The organism is Stenotrophomonas sp. STEN033 (assembly GCF_056856655.1).
In genome coordinates, this window is sequence record NZ_JBXFWM010000017.1 from 14,001 (window position 1) to 31,331 (window position 17,331).

Here is a 17,331-nt window from a genome sequence, read left to right on the forward strand (position 1 = left end):
GCTTCGGCGGGCCGTTCGCTTTTGTGGAGAACGATGACGATGCGACTGAAACTGTTGTTGGCCGCTACTGCCATGCTGCTGGCTAATCCTCTGCTGGCAGCGGACGTCGACCCTGTGCGGATGGATGCCCTGGTTGACCAGGCGATGCAGCGCTATAAGCTGCCCGGCATTGCGGTGGGCGTGATCGAGGACGGCAAGGTGGTGCGGCGTATCACCCGCGGTGAGCTGGCCGTGGGCGAGGGCGCAGCGATCAACGACGACAGCCTGTTCAAGATCGCCTCCAACACCAAAGCGATGACCGCAGCGGTGCTCGCGCGTTTGGTGCAGGCCGGCAAGCTGCGTTGGGATGATCCGGTCACCAGGTACCTGCCGCAGTTCCGCATGCAGGACCCATGGGTGACGCGCAACATGCAGGTGCGCGATCTGCTGATCCACAACAGCGGCCTCGGCCTGGGCGCAGGCGACCTGATGCTGTGGCCCGAACCGAACAACTTTGATCGCCAGGACATCATTGCCGGCTTGGCGCATCTGAAGCCGACCGGCAGCTTCCGTAGCGCGTATGCCTACGACAACCTCATGTATGTGGTGGCCGGCGAAGTCGCCGCTGCCGCAGGCGGCAAACCTTACGCGCAGCTGGTGCGCGAGGAGATCTTCCAGCCGCTGGGCATGCAGCGTTGCCAGGTTGGCGCGTGGTCACCCGCGGCGCTCGGTAATATCGCCCAGCCACATCATCGTGATGGCAAGGGTAACGTCGCCGCCGAGCGCGACCCGGCTGAGGTCACCGACTTTCCGTCGATGGCTGCCGGCGGAATCCGCTGCAGCCTCAACGACATGCTGCGTTGGATGCAGGTGCTGCTGGACCCGGCGCAGGCGCCGCGCTGGCTGGATGCAGGCCAGCGGCGTGCGTTATGGACGGCGCATATGCCGATGCCGATCAGCCAACGCCTGCGCGACTGGGACAACATGCACTTCTACGCCTATGGCTATGGCTGGCGTCTGTCGGATATGGATGGGCAGTGGAAGGTCGCGCATACCGGCACCTTGTCCGGCATGTATTCCTCGCTGGCCTTGCTGCCGGATCTCAAGACCGGCGTGGTGATCCTGATCAACGGTGAGGGCGAAGACGCACGCACGGCGCTGATGCAGGCCATGCTCAAGCATTACACCGCACCGGCCGCGGACAATGACGTGCTGCATTACGCCAGGTTGATTGACGATGCTGCCGCGCAGCGCCGTTCTGCAGGGCATGTGCGCCCTGCATTGCCGGATGCACGCCCGGCCACGCCGGCCGAGTTCGGCAGCAAGGCTGGCGTCTGGCGAGATCCGTGGTTCGGCGAGGTGTCCTTGTGCCCGCGTGATGGCAAGCTGCAGTTCGCCTCGCTCAAATCACCGCGCATGAGCGGGCAGGTGATGCGCGCCGGTGAGCGTTGGTATGTGGCCTGGCAGGGGTTGGGCGAAGATGCCGACGCCTGGCTGGACTTTTCCGGCGACGCACAACACCCGCTGCTGCACCTGCGCGCCATCGACCCGGATATCGACTTCAGCTATGACTACCCCGATCTGGAATTCCAACGCCATGGCGATTGCCACTAAATCGCTGCCGTTGCTGCTGGCACTGTTGCCGCTCACCGCACCTGCCCAGCAGGTGCAGGTATCAGCGGCAAAGACGCCGGCACAGGCAGGCATCGTCGATGTCACCGCGCTGGCCCCGGACATCGCCCTGGACATCCGCTATGCCGGCACCGACAACTTCACCGGTCGCGTCGTCCCCGGCTATGAAGCACCGCGCTGTTATCTGCTGCAGCCGGCGGCGCAGGCCTTGGCGCGGGTGCAGCGCGGGCTGCGTGCGCAGGGCTATCGATTGCAGGTGTTTGACTGCTACCGGCCGGTGCACGCGGTGACGTCCTTTGTCGCCTGGGTGCACGATGGCAAGGATCAGATCGCCAAGCAGCGCTATTACCCGAATATCGACAAGAGCCGCCTGCTCGACGGCTACATCGCCGAAACCTCGGGCCATAGCCGGGCGGCGACGGTGGACCTGGGCGTGCTGGATTGCCGCCGCATGCCTTGCACCGCCTTGGACATGGGCACCGGCTTCGATCGCTTCGATGTGCTGGCGCATACCGCCAATCCCGATATCAGCACGTTGCAGAAGCAGAACCGGCAGCTGCTGCTGGATGCGATGCAGGCGCAGGGTTTTGCCAACTATCCAATGGAATGGTGGCATTACACCTTCAAGCCCGAGCCCACGCCGACCACGGCCTATGACTTCCCGGTGCGTTGAGCGGCGCAGGGGCGGGTAGACTGCGGTTCCCCGAATGGACCGCACCGCACCGATGAATCTGGTTCTGCATTACGGACTGCTGGGCTCGCTGGAGGCGGGCTTGATTGCCCTGGCCGTTGGCTTCGTGGTGTTCGCGCTGTGGTGGCAGGTGTGCCGCCGTACGGGATTGCGTAACGGTCACGCCATCGCTTACGCAAGCCTGATGGCAGCGGCCATCGCCGCAGGTGTCGATGGCTGGAAGCTTTTCTCGCTGGGTATGGTGAACCTGCAGTCACCGCTGTACGCCAAATTGGCCCTGGCTTCGATCCATGATCCGGACCAGTTGGGTACGCGCGTGCTGCTGGAACTGATCGGGGTAGCGATTGGCGTCGGCCTGGGTTGGTTGTTGTTCAGTTCGCGGCAACCCCTGGCTGGTACTACGCATGAGCATTGAATGGCCATGATCGTGCGGATAGGCGCGATGGCTGGAACGCTCTAATCCCGGGCTTACGTTCGCTTCATGCATGACTAACGAGGGCGGTAACCGCTGTTTGAGCGGAAGTGGTTAACAGGATGTTCTTCGCGGTTTTGCAGGGTGCAAACGATTCAGTCGCTGCTTGTCAGGGTGGAGGCGTGCGGAGTTTCCGCGCTTTAGCCAACACACGAGGAAGACCTGATGACCGTACGTAATCGCACTCCGCTGTTCGCCCTGGTTGCCATCGTAGGTTCCGCGCTCGCATTGCCGGCCATGGCGCAGGATGCACAGGATCAGGCCGCCGCCGCGCAGGCACAGGCTGCACAGGCGCAGGATTCGGCAGAACAGGCGCAGAACGCTGCTGCCAGTGCATCGAGCAGCGCCGCCAAGGCATCGGCAGCCGCCGGCGGTGGGCAGAGCTGGGCCGACGTGGATGCCGATGGCGATGGTGCCATCACCAAGACAGAGTCGCAGGCCAACGCCGGCCTGGCGCAGGTGTTCGACGAAGCCGATGGCAACAAGGATGGCAAGCTGACACCGGAGGAGTACCGCGCTTATGCGGCCGCGCATAAGAAGTAATTGGTAACCCGGGTAGGGCTCGAAGAGCACCCCTCCCCAACCCTCCCCTGCGCTTTGCGCAAGGGAGGGGGTAGAAGCGGCATTGCGCGATGCACCAGCAGTTTGCGCGGTCCGCTCCCTCCCTTGCACGCAGTGCAGGGGAGGGCCGGGGAGGGGTGCTCTTGCCGTTGCACTTTGCTTGAGCTGCCATTCCAGCCCGCCACCCCCCGCCTCCCGGACGCAATCCCCTATTCACTTCAAGGCAGATTGCTATCCTGTGCGGCATGAACACGCAGACCACCCCCTCCGCCATCGGCCTGGTCGGCTTCGACGGCGATGACACGCTCTGGAAGAGCGAAGACTACTACCAGAAGGCCGAGCACGAATTTGGCCTGATCCTCAGCAACTACATCGACCTGCACGACGCCGGTACTGCCCAGCATCTGCTCAAGGTGCAGCGGCGCAACCTGGCCGTGTTCGGCTACGGCGCCAAGGGCATGACCCTGTCGATGCTGGAAGCCGCCATCGAGCTCACCGACGAGAAGATCTCCGCGCATGACCTGCGCCAGATCGTCGAGATCGGCCGGCGCACGCTGGAGCATCCGGTCGATGTCATCGATGGCGTCCGCGAAGCCGTGGCTGCCATAGCTGCCGAATACCCGGTGGTGCTGATCACCAAGGGCGATCTGTTCCACCAGGAGCAGAAGATCGAGCGTTCCGGCCTGCTGGACCTGTTCCCGCGCATCGAGATCATCTCCGAGAAGGACCAGTCGACCTACGCCAAGGTATTGGCCGAGTTCAACATGCCGGCCGAGCGTTTCGTGATGATCGGCAATTCGCTGCGCTCGGATATCGAGCCGGTGCTGGGTCTGGGCGGCTGGGGCATCCACACCCCGTACGCGATGACCTGGGCACACGAGGCCGAGCACGGTGTCTCCGCGGAAGAGCCGCGCCTGCATCATGCCGACACCGCCCACCAGTGGCCGGAAGCCGTGCGTGCGGTCGCCGCGCAGGCTGCAGCGGCACAGGGCAACTGAGGTGAGCGCGGCAGGCTTCCGGCACCACCTGCGTCGGCCAGCGTTGCTGCTGCGACTGGGTCTGCTGGCAGCTGCCGTGCTGCCCTTGCCGTTGTTGGCACAACAGCCGGCAACGGCAGCGGTGGCCGAGGTCTACGCGCCGGCCACCGGTGATGTCTGGGTGGACAAGCAGCTGGCCGATATCAACGCCTATGCCGCGCGCTACCCGGAGGCCTTCGTCGATGAGCTGGCGCGTTATGCCAGTGCCCGCCCGGGCTATGTGCAGGCCTTGCTGCAGGACCATGGCTGGAAGCCCGGCGATGTCTATCTGGCCTGCTTCTGGGGCAAGCTCAATGGCAGCAACTGCCGTAATGCGGTGAAGGCCCGCGCACAGCAGCCCGAGGCCAGCTGGAAAGAGGTGTTGGCTGGCCTGCAGCCGGCCCCGGACAACCTGCGCTGGCGGGCCCTGCGCCACGCCATCGTCGCCAGTTTCGACCACTGGGACCGGCCGATAGCGCTGGATCCGCTGCTGCAGCGCCAGCTCGGCGACCGCGCCCAGCGCGAGGCGGCGGCGCGCAGGAGTGACGTGGAGTAAACCGCGGCGGTATTTGCTGCCCTGCAGATAGGCGCAGGGGGCGATTCCGGGCGAAAATGGCGTTCCTTCGATTTCGCGTCAAAGCGCTTTGTCATGACCGCCGACCGTTTCGTTTCGCCCGATCACATCCGCAGCCTGTTCTCGCAGGCGATGTCGCATATGTACCGCACCGAAGTGCCGTTGTACGGCACGCTGGTGGAACTGGTTGGCGCGATCAACGCCGACGTCCTCGCAGCGCAGCCGGAGCTGGCCGCGCAGATGCAGCGCAGTGGTGAACGCGAGCGCCTGGACGTGGAACGCCATGGCGCAATCCGCGTCGGCACCGCGCAGGAGCTGGCCACGCTTGGCCGCCTGTTCGCGGTCATGGGCATGCAGCCGGTGGGGTATTACGATCTGTCGGTGGCCGGCGTGCCGGTGCACTCCACTGCGTTCCGGCCGGTGGACGGCGAGTCCTTGAACCGCAACCCGTTCCGTGTGTTCACCTCGCTGCTGCGGCTGGAGTTGATCGAGGACGCCGCGCTGCGCGAGCAGGCCGCCGAGATCCTCGCCCGCCGCAACATCTTCACCCCCGGCGCATTGCAGCTGATTGAACAGTGCGAGCGCGACGGTGGTTTGAGCGAAGACGATGCCTGGCGCTTCGTCGTCGAGTCGCTGGAGACCTTCCGCTGGCACAACGAAGCCACCGTCTCGCTGGAGACCTATCACGCCCTGCATGGCGCGCACCGTCTGGTTGCCGACGTGGTCAGTTTCCGTGGCCCGCATATCAACCACCTCACCCCGCGCACGCTGGACATCGATGCCGCACAGGCGGCAATGCACGAGCGTGGTCTGGCGGCAAAGGCCGTGATCGAAGGCCCGCCGCGCCGCGATTGCGCCATCCTGCTGCGCCAGACCAGCTTCAAGGCGCTGGAGGAAATGGTGCATTTCCCCTCGGGCGCCGACAACGAAGCCGGCACGCATACCGCGCGCTTCGGTGAGATCGAACAGCGCGGCCTGGCGCTGACGCCAAAGGGCCGTGATCTGTATGACGCCCTGCTTGCGCAGGCGCGCGGCGGCGAAGGCAGCGCCGGTGGCGACTACATGCAGCGCCTGCAGGGCGCGTTCACCGCGTTCCCGGATGACCATGCAACGCTGCGCCGCGAAGGCCTGGGTTATTACCGCTACAGCCTGACCGATGCGGGCCTTGCCGCGGACCAGGAAACCCGTGCCTTGCCGGCGGAGGTGTTGATCGAGCGCGGCCTGGCCAGCGCTGATCCGATCATCTATGAGGATTTCCTGCCGGTGAGTGCGGCGGGTATTTTCCAGTCGAATCTTGGTGGTGGCGAACAGCGGGCCTATGCAGCGCGTGCGAACCGTGATGCTTTCGAGCAGGCATTGGGTATGCCGGTCAGTGACGAGTTCGCGATCTATGAGCGGCTGCAGGCCGAGTCGCTGGCGGCGCTGAAGGCTTGATGCATTGCTCCCTCCCTTTGCCGCAGGCAAGGGGAGGGCTGGGGAGGGGGCTCTTGCCGTCTGTAGTGCCGCGCCCAGCGCGGGCGAGGCGTACCCGCTAGAGCCCCCAATCCGCGCCTGGCACCGGACAACCGGTGATGCGTTTCCCGTATTGGCCCAAAGCCGAGCATGGCTCGGCACTACAGGGACGCTTTATGCGCCGTAACGCGTCTTCAACATCGCCCACGCCGAGCGCAATGCCAACGCTTCACCGCCGGCCGGGCGGCCCGGGCGTTCGCCGTCGTTCCAGGCGTAGACGTCCAGATGCGCCCACACCTGGCCTTCGTTGATGAAACGCTCCAGATACAGCGCGGCGGTGACCGAGCCGGCCATGCGCGAGCCGGCGTTGGCCAGGTCGGCGATGCCGCTGTTGAGGTAGCGCAGGTAGGGACGCCACAAGGGCATGCGCCAGACCGGGTCGCGGGTGCTGTCGCCGGCCTGCAGCCACTGGTTGGCCAGGGTGTCGTCATTGGCGAACAAGGCCGGCAGGTCCGGGCCCAGTGCGATGCGTGCGGCACCGGTGAGGGTGGCGAAATCGAGGATGGTGTCCGGGTTCTGCTCGCTGACGTAGGTCAGCGCGTCGCACAGTACCAGGCGGCCTTCGGCGTCGGTGTTGTCGATCTCGACGGTGATGCCCTTGCGGGTGGTGATCACTTCGCCGGGACGGAAGGCATCCGGGCCGACGGCATTTTCCACCGCAGCCACCACCAGGGTCAGCTGCACTGGCAGCTGCTGCGCCATCACCACGCCCGCCAGGGCGATGGCGTGGGCGGCGCCGCCCATATCCTTCTTCATGTTGCGCATGCCATCGGCCGGCTTCAGGTCCAGACCGCCGGTGTCGAAGCACACACCCTTGCCGACCAGCGCCAGATGCGGCGCACCCGCGTTGCCCCAGCGCAGCACGATCAGGCGCGGCGCGCGGTGCGAGGCGCGGCCAACGGCGTGGATGGTCGGGAAATTCATTTCCAGCAGCTCGTCGCCGGCAATCACTTCCAGCTCGCCACCGTGGGCGTCGGCCAGCTCGCGCGCGGCGTCTTCCAACTGCTGCGGGCCCATGTCTTCGGTCGGCGTGTTGACCCAGTCGCGCACGCGCAGGCAGGCGGTCACCACGTCGAGAACTTCAGCGGCCGGGCTTGCCAGCAGCTGTGCGGCCGGGCGGGCCAGCTTGCGGTAGCGGTCGAAGCGGTAGCTGCCCAGGCCCCAGCCGATCTGCAGGTTGGCGTTGCTGCTGGCATCCAGCGCGTTGGCGACCTGCCAGATGGTGCCGGCCGGCAGCGCGAACGGCGCATGTGCATAGGCGTAGGCATCGGCATGGTCGCCAACGCCGAGCACGGCGCCGGCAATGCCGTTGTCGCCGGGCAACAGCAGCACGCTGTTGGGTGCGGCGTTGAACTGCTGCGCTGCTGCCCAGGCCTGCACGGCGGCCGGCTGCTGTGCCTTCCACGCGGCGAAGCCGTCGCGGTCCAACACGTACAGCGGCAGGGCGTTGGTGGAATCGGTGGTGTAAGCGGTAATCGGGGTCATGGTGTTCTCTTGCGTCTGCTGGCGGCCGTGGGCTTAGCGCTGCGGGTTGGAGGCGTTGCCATCCAGCCAGTCGGCCAGTCCGGTCAGGGTGTCGAACTGCAGGTCAGGCTGCAGCTCGGTGTGGGTCCATGAATGTTCTTCGCGGTTGATCCAGCAACCACGCAGGCCGGCGCGCATCGCACCGGCTACGTCCATTTCAGCGTGATCGCCGACGTGCAGTACCTGCGCGTGCTCAACGCCAAGGCGTTCGCAAGCGGCGTGGAAGATGCCCGGGTCCGGCTTGGCCGCACCGAATTCGCGCGAGCCCAGCTGGAAGGCGAACAGCTCGCCGATGCCAATGCGCTGCAGGTCGGCATTGCCGTTGCTCACTGCTGCCACCGGCACGCGTGCGGCGATGCGGCGCAGTGCCGCCAATGCATCGGGGTAGAACTCGACCTGGTTGCGCGCGGCGTAGAACGTTTCGTAGGCCGGATCGAGCAGGTCCATGCTGGCCCCGCTCTTTTCCAGCGCCTCGGCCAGGGTCAGCCGGCGCAGCGCGCTGAGGTCGTAGTGCAGATGCGGGTTGTCGCGGAACGAGCGTTCGCGCAGTTCACGCATGGCCGCGACCGGGTACATGCGGGCGGTGGCCGGGCTGTGTTCCAGCATCCAGTCATGCAGCACCTGGTCGATGCGGGCACCGATGGGAGCGAACGGCCACAGGGTGTCGTCCAGATCGAGGGTGATGGCGAGTACGGGGAAATTCATCCGGCCATTTTACGCCAAGCCCATGAGCCGGGCCTGTAGGGGCCGTGGTTGCCCGATCTTGCTTGTGGGAGCGGCGTGAGCCGCGAAGCTACGGACATCATCAGTTGGCAGAGGCGCTGGTTGCTTCAGCATTGTCAGCTTCGCGGCTTACGCCGCTCCCACAATAGCGACGCTACTCCAATAGCTTTGCCCAGCCTTGCATGCCGTCGACGCGACTCAGCACCAGTTTCACGCAGACCAGCAGCGGCACCGCCAGCAGCAGGCCGATCATGCCCCACAGCCAGCCGAACAACATCAGTGCCAGGATCAGCATCAGCGGCGAGATCGCCATGCTGCGGCCGAGCACGATAGGCGTGATCAATTGCCCTTCCAGTGTGTGCAGGCCCAGATAGGCCAGCGCCGGCAGCAGGGCGGTCAGTGGATCGCGGAATTCGACGAAGCCCATCAGCAGCATCAGCACGATGCCGATCAGCGGCCCCACATACGGTGCGAAATTCAGCAGCGCGGCCACCGTGCCCCATAGCAGTGCTTCGGGCAGGGCGATGCCGAGCAGCATCAGCACACCGGACAGGATCAGGCCCAGGCCGACGTTGATGAGGGTGATGGTCAGTACATAGCGGGATATCTCGCGCTCGATCGAGCGCAGTATCTCGGCGGTGAAGCGCTTCTGCTGGCGATTGGGCAGCAGCGCGATCACGTGCCGCTGCAGGTTTTCGCCGTAGATCATGAAGAACAGGGTCAGCAGCACCACCGCCAGCGCCGATGCGGCCAGCTTGGGCGTGCGCACCAGTGCCTTGTAGGGATCGTCGAGTTGAGTGCGGATCACCTGCACCTTGCGGTTGCCTTCGCCACCGGCAGCGCGGGCGAAGCTCTCCGCCGCCAGGTTGGCCTGCTGTACAGGTTTGACGAAGTCCTGCACCTTGCGCGAGATCTGCCGCATCTGCTGCGGCGCTTCCTGCACCCATTCGGTGGCCGGGCCGGCCAGCTGCACGGTCAGCACGGCCGCGCCGGCCAAGCCGGCCGACAGCACCAGCAGCGCGCCGAGGAAACGCGGCAGGTGCAGTTTCTGCAACAGGCGGATGATGGGGTTGCCGATCAGCGCGAAGAACATCGCCAGCAGCACCGGCAGGATGACTTCCTGCGCGGCCCACAGCGTGTAACCAACGGCCAGGGTGGCCAGCACCACCAGCGCCGCCGGTGCGCGCGGGCGCGGCGGCAGGGGCGTAGGTTCGGCCGCCGCAGCGGCAGCTTCAGGCAACGGCTCGGACATGCGGGCGATGCTCCGGACGATAAGGCGCGGCGCGGTGCCGCGCCCGGCTCAGGATTCTGACAGTTCCGTGGCGGCTTCGGCGGCGCGCGGCGGCACAGGATTGGAGGCGTCCGGGGACCGGGCCGTTGCCTGCGCGGAGGTTGCCGCAGGTGCAGCAGCCTGTTCGGCATCGGCTGCGGCCTGATCCGCATCGTCGGCGGCACCGGCCGCCTGGCTGGCGGCCATGCCAGCTGCGGCGGCGGCAAACGAGGCCACCGAGGCCTGGGCCGAAGCCACCAGCCCGGACACCGAGCCGATCATCTGCAGCCAGCGGCTGCCGCTGAAGGCACCGCCGGGTTCCAGCTTGCCGGCCAGGAAGCCGCCAGCCAGACCGACAACCACGATGCGGCCGGGCGTCCATGCACTGCGCCAGGTCTGGTTGAGCCGGTCCCAGTGCTGGGTGGCTTCCTCGCCACGGACCTGCACCACGGCTTCGGCGCGGCGCACACGGCGTTGCAGGGCTTCGAAATTCACGGTGTGTGCTCCCCGGGGATCTTCACTTCGGCATCGGGGTCGTCGCCACTTGGTTCGTCGAACAGACCCAGCCGCGACAACTGCCGGCGGGTGGCGTGCATGCCGGTGTGGTGGAAGAAGTACGACACCCGCCATATCGCGTAGCCGGTGACGGCCAGGCTGGTGAGGGTGGGGATCAGCAGCGAGACGAACAGCGACAGGCCCATGTATTGCAGCATCGCCACCGCCGTGGCCGCCAACAGCAGCCACGCCGAGGCGCCGAACACGATGGCCACGCCGCTCCATGCCAATGAGCGACCAAACGCGCTGCGCGCCAGGGCCAGGTCGGCCGAAGCCAGCCGGCGCAGGGAGCGCAGCGTGTTGGAAGCCGAGTCCAGCGTCTGCCGGCCGGCCGCGCCAACCTGGCGGATGCTTTCTTCCAGCCCGGGCGCCTGGCCCGGGGTGGAATCGTCGCCAGTGGGCGGTGTTGCGTTATCGCTCACGCCGATCAGTCGTTGCTGCGGGCGAGCTTGGCAATGATCCAGCCAGCGGCGAAGGCCACGCCGAACGAGGCCAGCGGACGCTCGCGGATGAGGTCGGCGGCGCTGTCGATCAGGTCCTTGCCCTTGTCCATCAAGGCATCGACCTGTTCCTTGGCAGCGGCACCGCCAAGTTCAGCAGCGGCCAGGCCGGATAGCGCGCTGTCGGACAATTCGGCCTTCATGTTGGCCTTGCCCAGACGCAGTTCGTCGCCGGCGGCACCGGCGGCGCCCTTGACGGCCGAGCCAGCGGCGGAAGCGGCGGACTTCAGGTGTGCGCCAGCCTCGCCCAGGTGTTCCTTCATGTTCTCGGTATTGGTGGGGCTCATCGTGATCTCCTGGTTTCAGCGGGTGCGCCGGATGGCGCGCGGTTGCAACAGAACTCAACAAATAGCAGCTGGCGGGTGTAAACAACGTTACGCCGACAGCACAAGATGCTCACCTGGGCATCATCGCATCATCAATTGGCCACGCTGGCTGCCACCGCGCAGGATGCTGAGCACCAGCTGTGGCGGGCGTTGGCCGAAGCTTGCGCGCCAGCCGGCGAGGTCGGTGAACGCACCGCTGCTGGCTGCAAGAATCACATCGCCACCGGCCAGGCCCGATTGCGCGGCGCGGCTGCCACGCGCCACTTCGCTGACCAGCACGCCGTTGATGCCGGCCTGGCGCAGTGATTCGGGCAGGTCGGCGAAGGTGGCACCGCTCAGGCGCGGGTCCAGCGTGTCGCCGGCCACGGCGCGCGGTTGTTCCTTCAAGGTGGCCTTGAGCTGCAATGGCTTGCCGTCGCGGCGCACTTCCAGATCAACCGTGCGGCCGACCGTGGAGAGGCCTTCGAAGTTGTGCAGGGCCTGCGCGCTGTCCACGCGCTGGCCATTGATCGCGGTGACCACGTCGCCAGCCTTGACCCCAGCAGCGGCTGCGCCGGAACCGGCCAGCACGCGCGTCACCAGCGCGCCGCGGGCTTCTTCCAGGCCCAGGCCCTGGGCGATCTGCGGGGTCAGGTTCTGGGTTTCCACGCCCAGCGTGCCGCGCACCACCACACCCTTGGTGATCAGCTGCTCGACCACGTCGCGGGCCAGGTTGGACGGAATGGCCAGGCCCAGGCCGATGTTGCCGGCCATGCTGCCCTGCGGGTTGTAGCTGGCGGTATTGATGCCGACCAGCTGGCCGTTGAGGTTGACCAGTGCGCCACCGGAGTTGCCCGGGTTGATCGAGGCATCGGTCTGGATGAAGTTCTGGTAGCCCAATCCGCGGATGCCGCTGCGGCCCACTGCCGAGACGATGCCGGAGGTCACCGTCTGGCTGAAGCCGAACGGGTTGCCGATCGCCACCACGAAGTCACCCACGCGCAGCTGGTCGCTGTTGCCCAGCGGCAGCGCGGTGAGCTTTTCGGCCGGGATGCGGATCAGGGCGATGTCGGTGTCGCGGTCCGAACCGAGGAACTCGGCCTTGACCGTACGCCCGTCGGCCAGGGTGACCTGTACGTCGTCGGCATTCTCGACCACATGGTGGTTGGTCAGCACATAGCCGCGCGCTGCATCGATGATCACGCCCGAGCCCAGCGACTCGTTGATGCGCTCCTGCGGTATCTGCGGGAACAGGCGGCGGAAGAACGGATCGTCGAAGTAAGGGTTGCGTACCCGCACCACCTGCTTGGTATTGACGCTGACCACGGCCGGCATGGCCTGTTCCAGCATCGGCGCCAGCGATGGCACCGCCTGCCCGGCGACGGCGGCCGGCAGCGCAGCGGTGGTCGGCAACACCGTGCCCAGCGAGGCGGCGTCGGCGCGGTTGTCCAGGTGGGCATTGATGGCGGTGGCGGTAAAGCCACCGAAGGCGGCGGCCAGGGCCAGGGTCAGCAGGGTCGGGATGGGTCGCATTGCCGGGGGTTCCATGCGGGGGCGCCCGAGGGCGGCGCCGGGGTGGGGCGGGTTGCTGAACGCGAGTGTGGCGGGGGCCGGTTAAATCGGCAATGAAACCTCTGCATCGCCGCAATCCCAAGAGGCCCAAGCCCTGCACGGATTGCAATAGTCCGGCGGTAGATTTTTCGTTTGACATCACCCCGTGGGTGGGTAAGCTTGGTCCGGTCATCACCCACTAGATGTTGGGTTGATGTGAAAAGCGTCCCCAAGCAGTAGGGTTTAGTGCTCGGGGTGCAAGCACCCCAACGGAAGGCGTGCAATGACCGCGACAGTGATGCAGAAAACCGGTAGTTCCCGGAATCCCCTCATCCCGCCGACAGGCGCGTAAGTACGCGCCTGCGCGTCGTTGTCTTTGCAGCCTGGCCTGTTTGGGAAAAGAAAAATCGCACCGCAAGGTGCCCCAGGAGAGTTTCCACAATCATGAGTACGGTGCGTCTGGAAGTGGTCAGCAATCAAACCAAGTCGGACATGATCCCTCTGCAACCTGCCTCGCAGGACATCTGGGAAAAGAAGTACCGCCTCACGACCAAGGCGGGCGAAGCGCTGGACGCCGATATCGACGGCACCTACCTGCGCGTGGCCCGCGCCCTGGCGGACGCCGAGGCCACCGACGACAAGCGCGCCTACTGGTATGAGCGTTTTGCCTGGGCCCTGCGCCGTGGCGCGATCCCGGCCGGGCGCATCACCTCCAATGCCGGCGCGCAGCAGCACAAGCCGGCCACCAGCACCATCAACTGCACCGTGTCGGGCACCATCACCGACTCGATGGACGGCATCCTGGAGAAGGTCCACGAAGCCGGCCTGACCCTGAAGGCCGGCTGTGGTATCGGCTACGAGTTCAGCACCCTGCGTCCGCGCGGTGCCTTCGTTGCCGGCGCGGGCGCCTACACCTCCGGGCCGATGTCCTTCATGGATATCTACGACAAGATGTGCTTCACCGTGTCCTCGGCCGGTGGCCGTCGTGGCGCGCAGATGGGCACCTTCGACGTGTCGCACCCGGACGTGAAGGACTTCATCCGCGCCAAGCGCGAGGACGGCCGCCTGCGCCAGTTCAACCTGTCGCTGCTGATCACCGACGGCTTCATGGACGCGGTCAACAACGACGCCGACTGGCAGCTGGTGTTCCCGATCAACACCAAGGAACAGGCCGAAGTCGACCAGAACGCCACCGACGTGGTCTGGCGCGAATGGCCGACCCACGAAAACTACATCGTCCGCGACGACGGCCTGGTGGCCTGCAAGGTGTACGGCCACATCCGTGCCCGTCACCTGTGGGACATGATCATGGTCTCCACCTATGACTACGCCGAGCCGGGTTTCATCCTGATCGACCGCGTCAACGAGATGAACAACAACTGGTGGTGCGAGAACATCCGCGCCACCAACCCCTGCGGCGAGCAGCCGCTGCCGCCCTACGGCGCCTGCCTGCTGGGCTCGGTGAACCTGACCAAGTTCGTGCGCGACCCGTTCACCGACAAGGCCTCGTTTGACTGGGACGAGTACAAGGAAGTGGTGCGCGTGTTCACCCGTATGCTCGACAACGTGGTCGAAGTAAACGGCCTGCCGCTGGAGCAGCAGCGCAACGAGATCATGCGCAAGCGCCGCCACGGCATGGGCTTCCTCGGCCTGGGCAGCACCATGACCATGCTGAAGATGAAGTACGGCAGCACCGAATCGTGCGAGTTCACCGAAGCCATCGCCCGCGACATGGCTGTGGCCGGCTGGGAAACCGGCCTGGAGCTGGCCCGTGAGAAGGGCGCTGCCCCGATCATGGAAGAACAGTTCCCGGTCACCGCCGCCATGCTGCGCCAGCGCCCGGAGATGAAGAAGGACGGCTGGAAGGTCGGCCAGAAGATCGCCGGCAAGGTGCTGCACGCCCGCTACAGCCGCTACATGCAGCGCGTGGCCACGGTGGCCCCGGAACTGGTGGAAGAACTGGCCACGGTGGGTTCGCGCTTCACCCACCACAGCTCCATCGCCCCGACCGGCACCATCAGCCTGTCGCTGGCCAACAACGCCTCCAATGGCATCGAGCCCTCGTTCGCGCACCACTACAGCCGCAACGTGATCCGCGAAGGCAAGAAGTCCAAGGAAAAGGTGGACGTGTTCTCGTTCGAGCTGCTGGCCTACCGCCAGCTGGTCAACGCCAAGGCCATGCCGTTCTCCGACGAGGCCGACGCCCAGCTGCCGGAGTACTTCATCAGCGCCGACGACATCTCACCCAAGGAACACGTGGACGTGCAGGCCGCCGCGCAGAAGTGGGTCGACAGCTCGATCTCCAAGACCGCCAACGTACCGACCGATTACCCGTACGAGCAGTTCAAGGACATCTACCGCTACGCCCACGAGCAGGGCCTGAAGGGCTGCACCACCTTCCGCTTCAACCCGGCCGCCTTCCAGGGCGTGCTGGTCAAGGAAGCGGACCTGGAGAACACCACCTACCGCTTCGAGCTGGAAGACGGCCAGGTGGTGGAGGTCAAGGGCAACGAACAGATCGAGTACGACGGCGAGATGCACACCGCCGCCAACCTGTTCGACGCCCTCAAGGAAGGCTACTACGGCAAGTTCTGAGTGCCTTCATCGCCCTCCCGGCCGCGCGCTGGGAGGGCATGACGGTGGTCTCACCGCCACCGGGTTGTTGCGCGTTTGTTTCACGTTGCATCGGCTTCGATATAGCATCGCCAACGTTAAAAGACCCGATGCCCTGAGGAGGGCTATATGAGCAATGGTAATGGTGTGACCGCGACCGTAACCCAGGTTGCCGAGAACGTGAAAGAAACCGCAGCCAACGTCGGCGAGACCCTGGCCGTGACCGCCAGCGATGCCGTGGCCGCCGTCAAGACCGGCGCACACAAGGTCGAGGCCGGCGCCAAGAAGCAGGTGGCCAAGGTCAAGAAGGCAGTGAAGAAGGCTGAAAAGGCCGTCAAGAAGGCCGAAAAGGTCGTTGCCAAGAAAGCGGCCGCCGCCAAGAAGGAAGTGAAGAAGAAGGTCGCTTCCGTGCGCCAGAAGCTGGAGGCCGCCAAGGCCAACGCCCAGGCTGAAGCCACCGAGCTGAAGAAGAAGGGTGCCGGCAAGCGTGCGGCCACCAAGAAGGCCATCGCCAAGGTCGAGAAGAAGGCCGCCAGCAAGGTCGCCTCGGCCAAGAAGACGGTGAAGGCTGCCGAGAAGAAGGTCGCCAAGGCCGTCAGCAAGAAGGCTGCCGCCGCCAAGAAGTCGGTGAAGGCCACCGAGAAGAAGATTGCCAAGGCCGTCGTCAAGAAGACCACCGCTGCCAAGAAGGCAGTGAAGAAGGTCGAAAAGAAGGCTGCCAAGAAGGTCGCCGCCGTCAAGAAGACGGTGAAGGCCACTGAAAAGAAGGTCGCCAGGAAAGTAGCCGTCAGCAAGAAGACCGCTGCCAAGAAGGTTGCCGTGGCCAAGAAGACCGTGGCCAAGAAGGCCGCTACCGCAAAGAAGGCGGTTGCCAAAAAGGCTACCGCAGTGAAGAAGGCCGCCAAGAAGGCGACCCGCAAGTAAGCCGCACCGCGCACCCCGTCCCCCGGGACGGGGTTGCTGCCAATCCGTATAGCAACGCATAACCAGGACTCGCACCATGGCCGTCAAGATCGACAAGAAAATCAAGGGCTATTCCGTCATCACCCCGGACGACAAGGCCCGTGAAGCAGCAGCGGCCAAGGCCCCGGTGGCAGTGGCCCTGGACGAGTCCCCGGCCGACAACATCGTGCACATGCACGAGCGCATCGAGCGCCCGGAAGTGCTGATCGGCAGCACCTACAAGATCAAATCGCCGCTGGTGGAACACGCCTTCTACGTGACCATCAATGACATCGTGCTCAACCAGGGCACCGAGCACGAACTGCGCCGTCCGTTCGAGATTTTCATCAACTCCAAGTCGATGGAGCATTTCCAGTGGATCGTGGCGCTGACCCGCATCATGTCTGCCGTATTCCGCAAGGGCGGCGACGTCACCTTCATCGTTGACGAAATGAAGGCCGTGTTCGACCCCAAGGGCGGTTACTTCAAGGCCGGCGGCGTGTACATGCCGTCGCTGGTGGCCGAGCTGGGCTCCATCGTCGAAGACCACATGAAGTCGATCGGCCTGCTGCAGGACCCGGAAATGAGCGCCCACCAGCGCGCCCTGATCGCCGAAAAGCGCAAGCAGTTCGAAGAACGCTCAAAAAAAAACAGTGAAGTAAACGCAGCGTCGGCGCAAAGCGCCGCGCTCGCCCCCTCCCTTTCGCAAAGCGAAGGGGAGGGCCGGGGAGGGGTAGCCCTTGATGTTGCCGTCGCCCCCGAAGCCGACCCCGAAAGCGCCGACAACGGCAGCTTCCCGGCCAGCGCCAGCATGTGCCACAAGTGCAGCACCAAGGCGCTGGTGATCATGGACGGCTGCCAGACTTGCTTGAATTGTGGGTATAGCAAGTGCGGTTGATTCTATGCCCTGC

Annotated in this window: 17 protein-coding genes; 10 read left to right on the forward strand and 7 right to left on the reverse strand. The window is 65.3% G+C overall.

Features of this window, described 5'->3' with window-relative positions:
* Positions 1-39 precede the first annotated feature (39 nt).
* The 7 genes from AC1VXC_RS08035 (at position 40) to hglS (ending at position 6,359) form a co-directional block, all read left to right on the forward strand.
* On the forward strand, positions 40-1,593 hold the full coding sequence (locus AC1VXC_RS08035; protein ID WP_481539415.1) for a serine hydrolase domain-containing protein: 1,554 nt from the start codon (positions 40-42) through the stop codon (positions 1,591-1,593).
* On the forward strand, positions 1,577-2,284 hold the full coding sequence (locus AC1VXC_RS08040) for a M15 family metallopeptidase (protein WP_482995024.1): 708 nt from the start codon (positions 1,577-1,579) through the stop codon (positions 2,282-2,284). Before AC1VXC_RS08035 ends, AC1VXC_RS08040 begins: the two co-directional genes overlap by 17 nt.
* A gap of 52 nt (positions 2,285-2,336) precedes the next feature.
* Positions 2,337-2,717 (forward strand): hypothetical protein, encoded by a 381-nt coding sequence (locus tag AC1VXC_RS08045; protein ID WP_481539413.1) that lies wholly within the window; start codon positions 2,337-2,339, stop codon positions 2,715-2,717.
* 222 nt (positions 2,718-2,939) lie between these two features.
* Entirely contained in the window at positions 2,940-3,317 is a 378-nt protein-coding gene (locus tag AC1VXC_RS08050) for an EF-hand domain-containing protein (RefSeq protein ID WP_313171043.1), read from the forward strand.
* Positions 3,318-3,580: 263 nt separating this feature from the next.
* Positions 3,581-4,333, forward strand: coding sequence for an HAD family hydrolase (locus AC1VXC_RS08055; RefSeq protein WP_313493286.1), 753 nt, complete (start codon positions 3,581-3,583; stop codon positions 4,331-4,333).
* 43 nt (positions 4,334-4,376) lie between these two features.
* Entirely contained in the window at positions 4,377-4,907 is a 531-nt protein-coding gene (locus AC1VXC_RS08060; RefSeq protein WP_481539420.1) for a hypothetical protein, read from the forward strand.
* Between the two features lie 93 nt (positions 4,908-5,000).
* Positions 5,001-6,359 carry a 2-oxoadipate dioxygenase/decarboxylase HglS gene (hglS, locus tag AC1VXC_RS08065; protein WP_313171037.1) on the forward strand — a complete coding sequence of 453 codons (1,359 nt, stop codon included), beginning with the start codon at positions 5,001-5,003 and terminating at the stop codon, positions 6,357-6,359.
* 192 nt (positions 6,360-6,551) lie between these two features.
* On the opposite strand, the gene AC1VXC_RS08070 is transcribed toward hglS, so the two are convergent.
* From AC1VXC_RS08070 to AC1VXC_RS08100, 7 genes are all read right to left on the reverse strand, one after another.
* Positions 6,552-7,922 (reverse strand): leucyl aminopeptidase family protein, encoded by a 1,371-nt coding sequence (locus AC1VXC_RS08070; protein WP_481538854.1) that lies wholly within the window; start codon positions 7,920-7,922, stop codon positions 6,552-6,554.
* A gap of 33 nt (positions 7,923-7,955) precedes the next feature.
* Entirely contained in the window at positions 7,956-8,666 is a 711-nt protein-coding gene (locus tag AC1VXC_RS08075; protein WP_313171033.1) for an HAD family hydrolase, read from the reverse strand.
* A 172-nt stretch (positions 8,667-8,838) separates the two neighbouring features.
* Positions 8,839-9,936: an AI-2E family transporter gene (locus tag AC1VXC_RS08080; RefSeq protein WP_313171032.1), complete on the reverse strand. Its 1,098-nt coding sequence runs from the start codon at positions 9,934-9,936 to the stop codon at positions 8,839-8,841.
* Positions 9,937-9,984: 48 nt separating this feature from the next.
* Positions 9,985-10,449: a protein sip-5 gene (locus tag AC1VXC_RS08085; RefSeq protein ID WP_313171030.1), complete on the reverse strand. Its 465-nt coding sequence runs from the start codon at positions 10,447-10,449 to the stop codon at positions 9,985-9,987.
* Complete coding sequence (locus tag AC1VXC_RS08090; protein ID WP_481538855.1) at positions 10,446-10,931, reverse strand: phage holin family protein; 486 nt, start codon at positions 10,929-10,931, stop codon at positions 10,446-10,448. Before AC1VXC_RS08090 ends, AC1VXC_RS08085 begins: the two co-directional genes overlap by 4 nt.
* A gap of 5 nt (positions 10,932-10,936) precedes the next feature.
* The gene (locus AC1VXC_RS08095; protein ID WP_296246876.1) at positions 10,937-11,296 is read right to left on the reverse strand and encodes a hypothetical protein; all 360 of its coding nucleotides are present in this window, start codon (positions 11,294-11,296) and stop codon (positions 10,937-10,939) included.
* Between the two features lie 120 nt (positions 11,297-11,416).
* Positions 11,417-12,847, reverse strand: a complete 1,431-nt coding sequence (locus AC1VXC_RS08100) for a Do family serine endopeptidase (RefSeq protein ID WP_313493292.1) — start codon at positions 12,845-12,847, stop codon at positions 11,417-11,419.
* A gap of 462 nt (positions 12,848-13,309) precedes the next feature.
* On the opposite strand from AC1VXC_RS08100, the gene AC1VXC_RS08105 reads away from it, so the two are divergent.
* From AC1VXC_RS08105 to AC1VXC_RS08115, 3 genes are all read left to right on the forward strand, one after another.
* On the forward strand, positions 13,310-15,460 hold the full coding sequence (locus tag AC1VXC_RS08105; protein ID WP_313171022.1) for an adenosylcobalamin-dependent ribonucleoside-diphosphate reductase: 2,151 nt from the start codon (positions 13,310-13,312) through the stop codon (positions 15,458-15,460).
* A 147-nt stretch (positions 15,461-15,607) separates the two neighbouring features.
* Entirely contained in the window at positions 15,608-16,402 is a 795-nt protein-coding gene (locus AC1VXC_RS08110) for a hypothetical protein (protein ID WP_481538856.1), read from the forward strand.
* Between the two features lie 76 nt (positions 16,403-16,478).
* The gene (locus AC1VXC_RS08115; RefSeq protein WP_481538857.1) at positions 16,479-17,318 is read left to right on the forward strand and encodes a TSCPD domain-containing protein; all 840 of its coding nucleotides are present in this window, start codon (positions 16,479-16,481) and stop codon (positions 17,316-17,318) included.
* Positions 17,319-17,331 lie beyond the last annotated feature (13 nt).

Bases quoted from the DNA above. Each gene is read 5' to 3' on its own strand.
- AC1VXC_RS08035 (WP_481539415.1), top strand. From the start codon at position 40: ATGCGACTGAAACTGTTGTTGGCCGCTACTGCCATGCTGCTGGCTAAT.
- AC1VXC_RS08040 (WP_482995024.1), top strand. From the start codon at position 1,577: ATGGCGATTGCCACTAAATCGCTGCCGTTGCTGCTGGCACTGTTGCCG.
- AC1VXC_RS08045 (WP_481539413.1), top strand. From the start codon at position 2,337: ATGAATCTGGTTCTGCATTACGGACTGCTGGGCTCGCTGGAGGCGGGC.
- AC1VXC_RS08050 (WP_313171043.1), top strand. From the start codon at position 2,940: ATGACCGTACGTAATCGCACTCCGCTGTTCGCCCTGGTTGCCATCGTA.
- AC1VXC_RS08055 (WP_313493286.1), top strand. From the start codon at position 3,581: ATGAACACGCAGACCACCCCCTCCGCCATCGGCCTGGTCGGCTTCGAC.
- hglS (WP_313171037.1), top strand. From the start codon at position 5,001: ATGACCGCCGACCGTTTCGTTTCGCCCGATCACATCCGCAGCCTGTTC.
- AC1VXC_RS08070 (WP_481538854.1), bottom strand. From the start codon at position 7,922: ATGACCCCGATTACCGCTTACACCACCGATTCCACCAACGCCCTGCCG.
- AC1VXC_RS08075 (WP_313171033.1), bottom strand. From the start codon at position 8,666: ATGAATTTCCCCGTACTCGCCATCACCCTCGATCTGGACGACACCCTG.
- AC1VXC_RS08080 (WP_313171032.1), bottom strand. From the start codon at position 9,936: ATGTCCGAGCCGTTGCCTGAAGCTGCCGCTGCGGCGGCCGAACCTACG.
- AC1VXC_RS08095 (WP_296246876.1), bottom strand. From the start codon at position 11,296: ATGAGCCCCACCAATACCGAGAACATGAAGGAACACCTGGGCGAGGCT.
- AC1VXC_RS08100 (WP_313493292.1), bottom strand. From the start codon at position 12,847: ATGCGACCCATCCCGACCCTGCTGACCCTGGCCCTGGCCGCCGCCTTC.
- AC1VXC_RS08105 (WP_313171022.1), top strand. From the start codon at position 13,310: ATGAGTACGGTGCGTCTGGAAGTGGTCAGCAATCAAACCAAGTCGGAC.
- AC1VXC_RS08110 (WP_481538856.1), top strand. From the start codon at position 15,608: ATGAGCAATGGTAATGGTGTGACCGCGACCGTAACCCAGGTTGCCGAG.
- AC1VXC_RS08115 (WP_481538857.1), top strand. From the start codon at position 16,479: ATGGCCGTCAAGATCGACAAGAAAATCAAGGGCTATTCCGTCATCACC.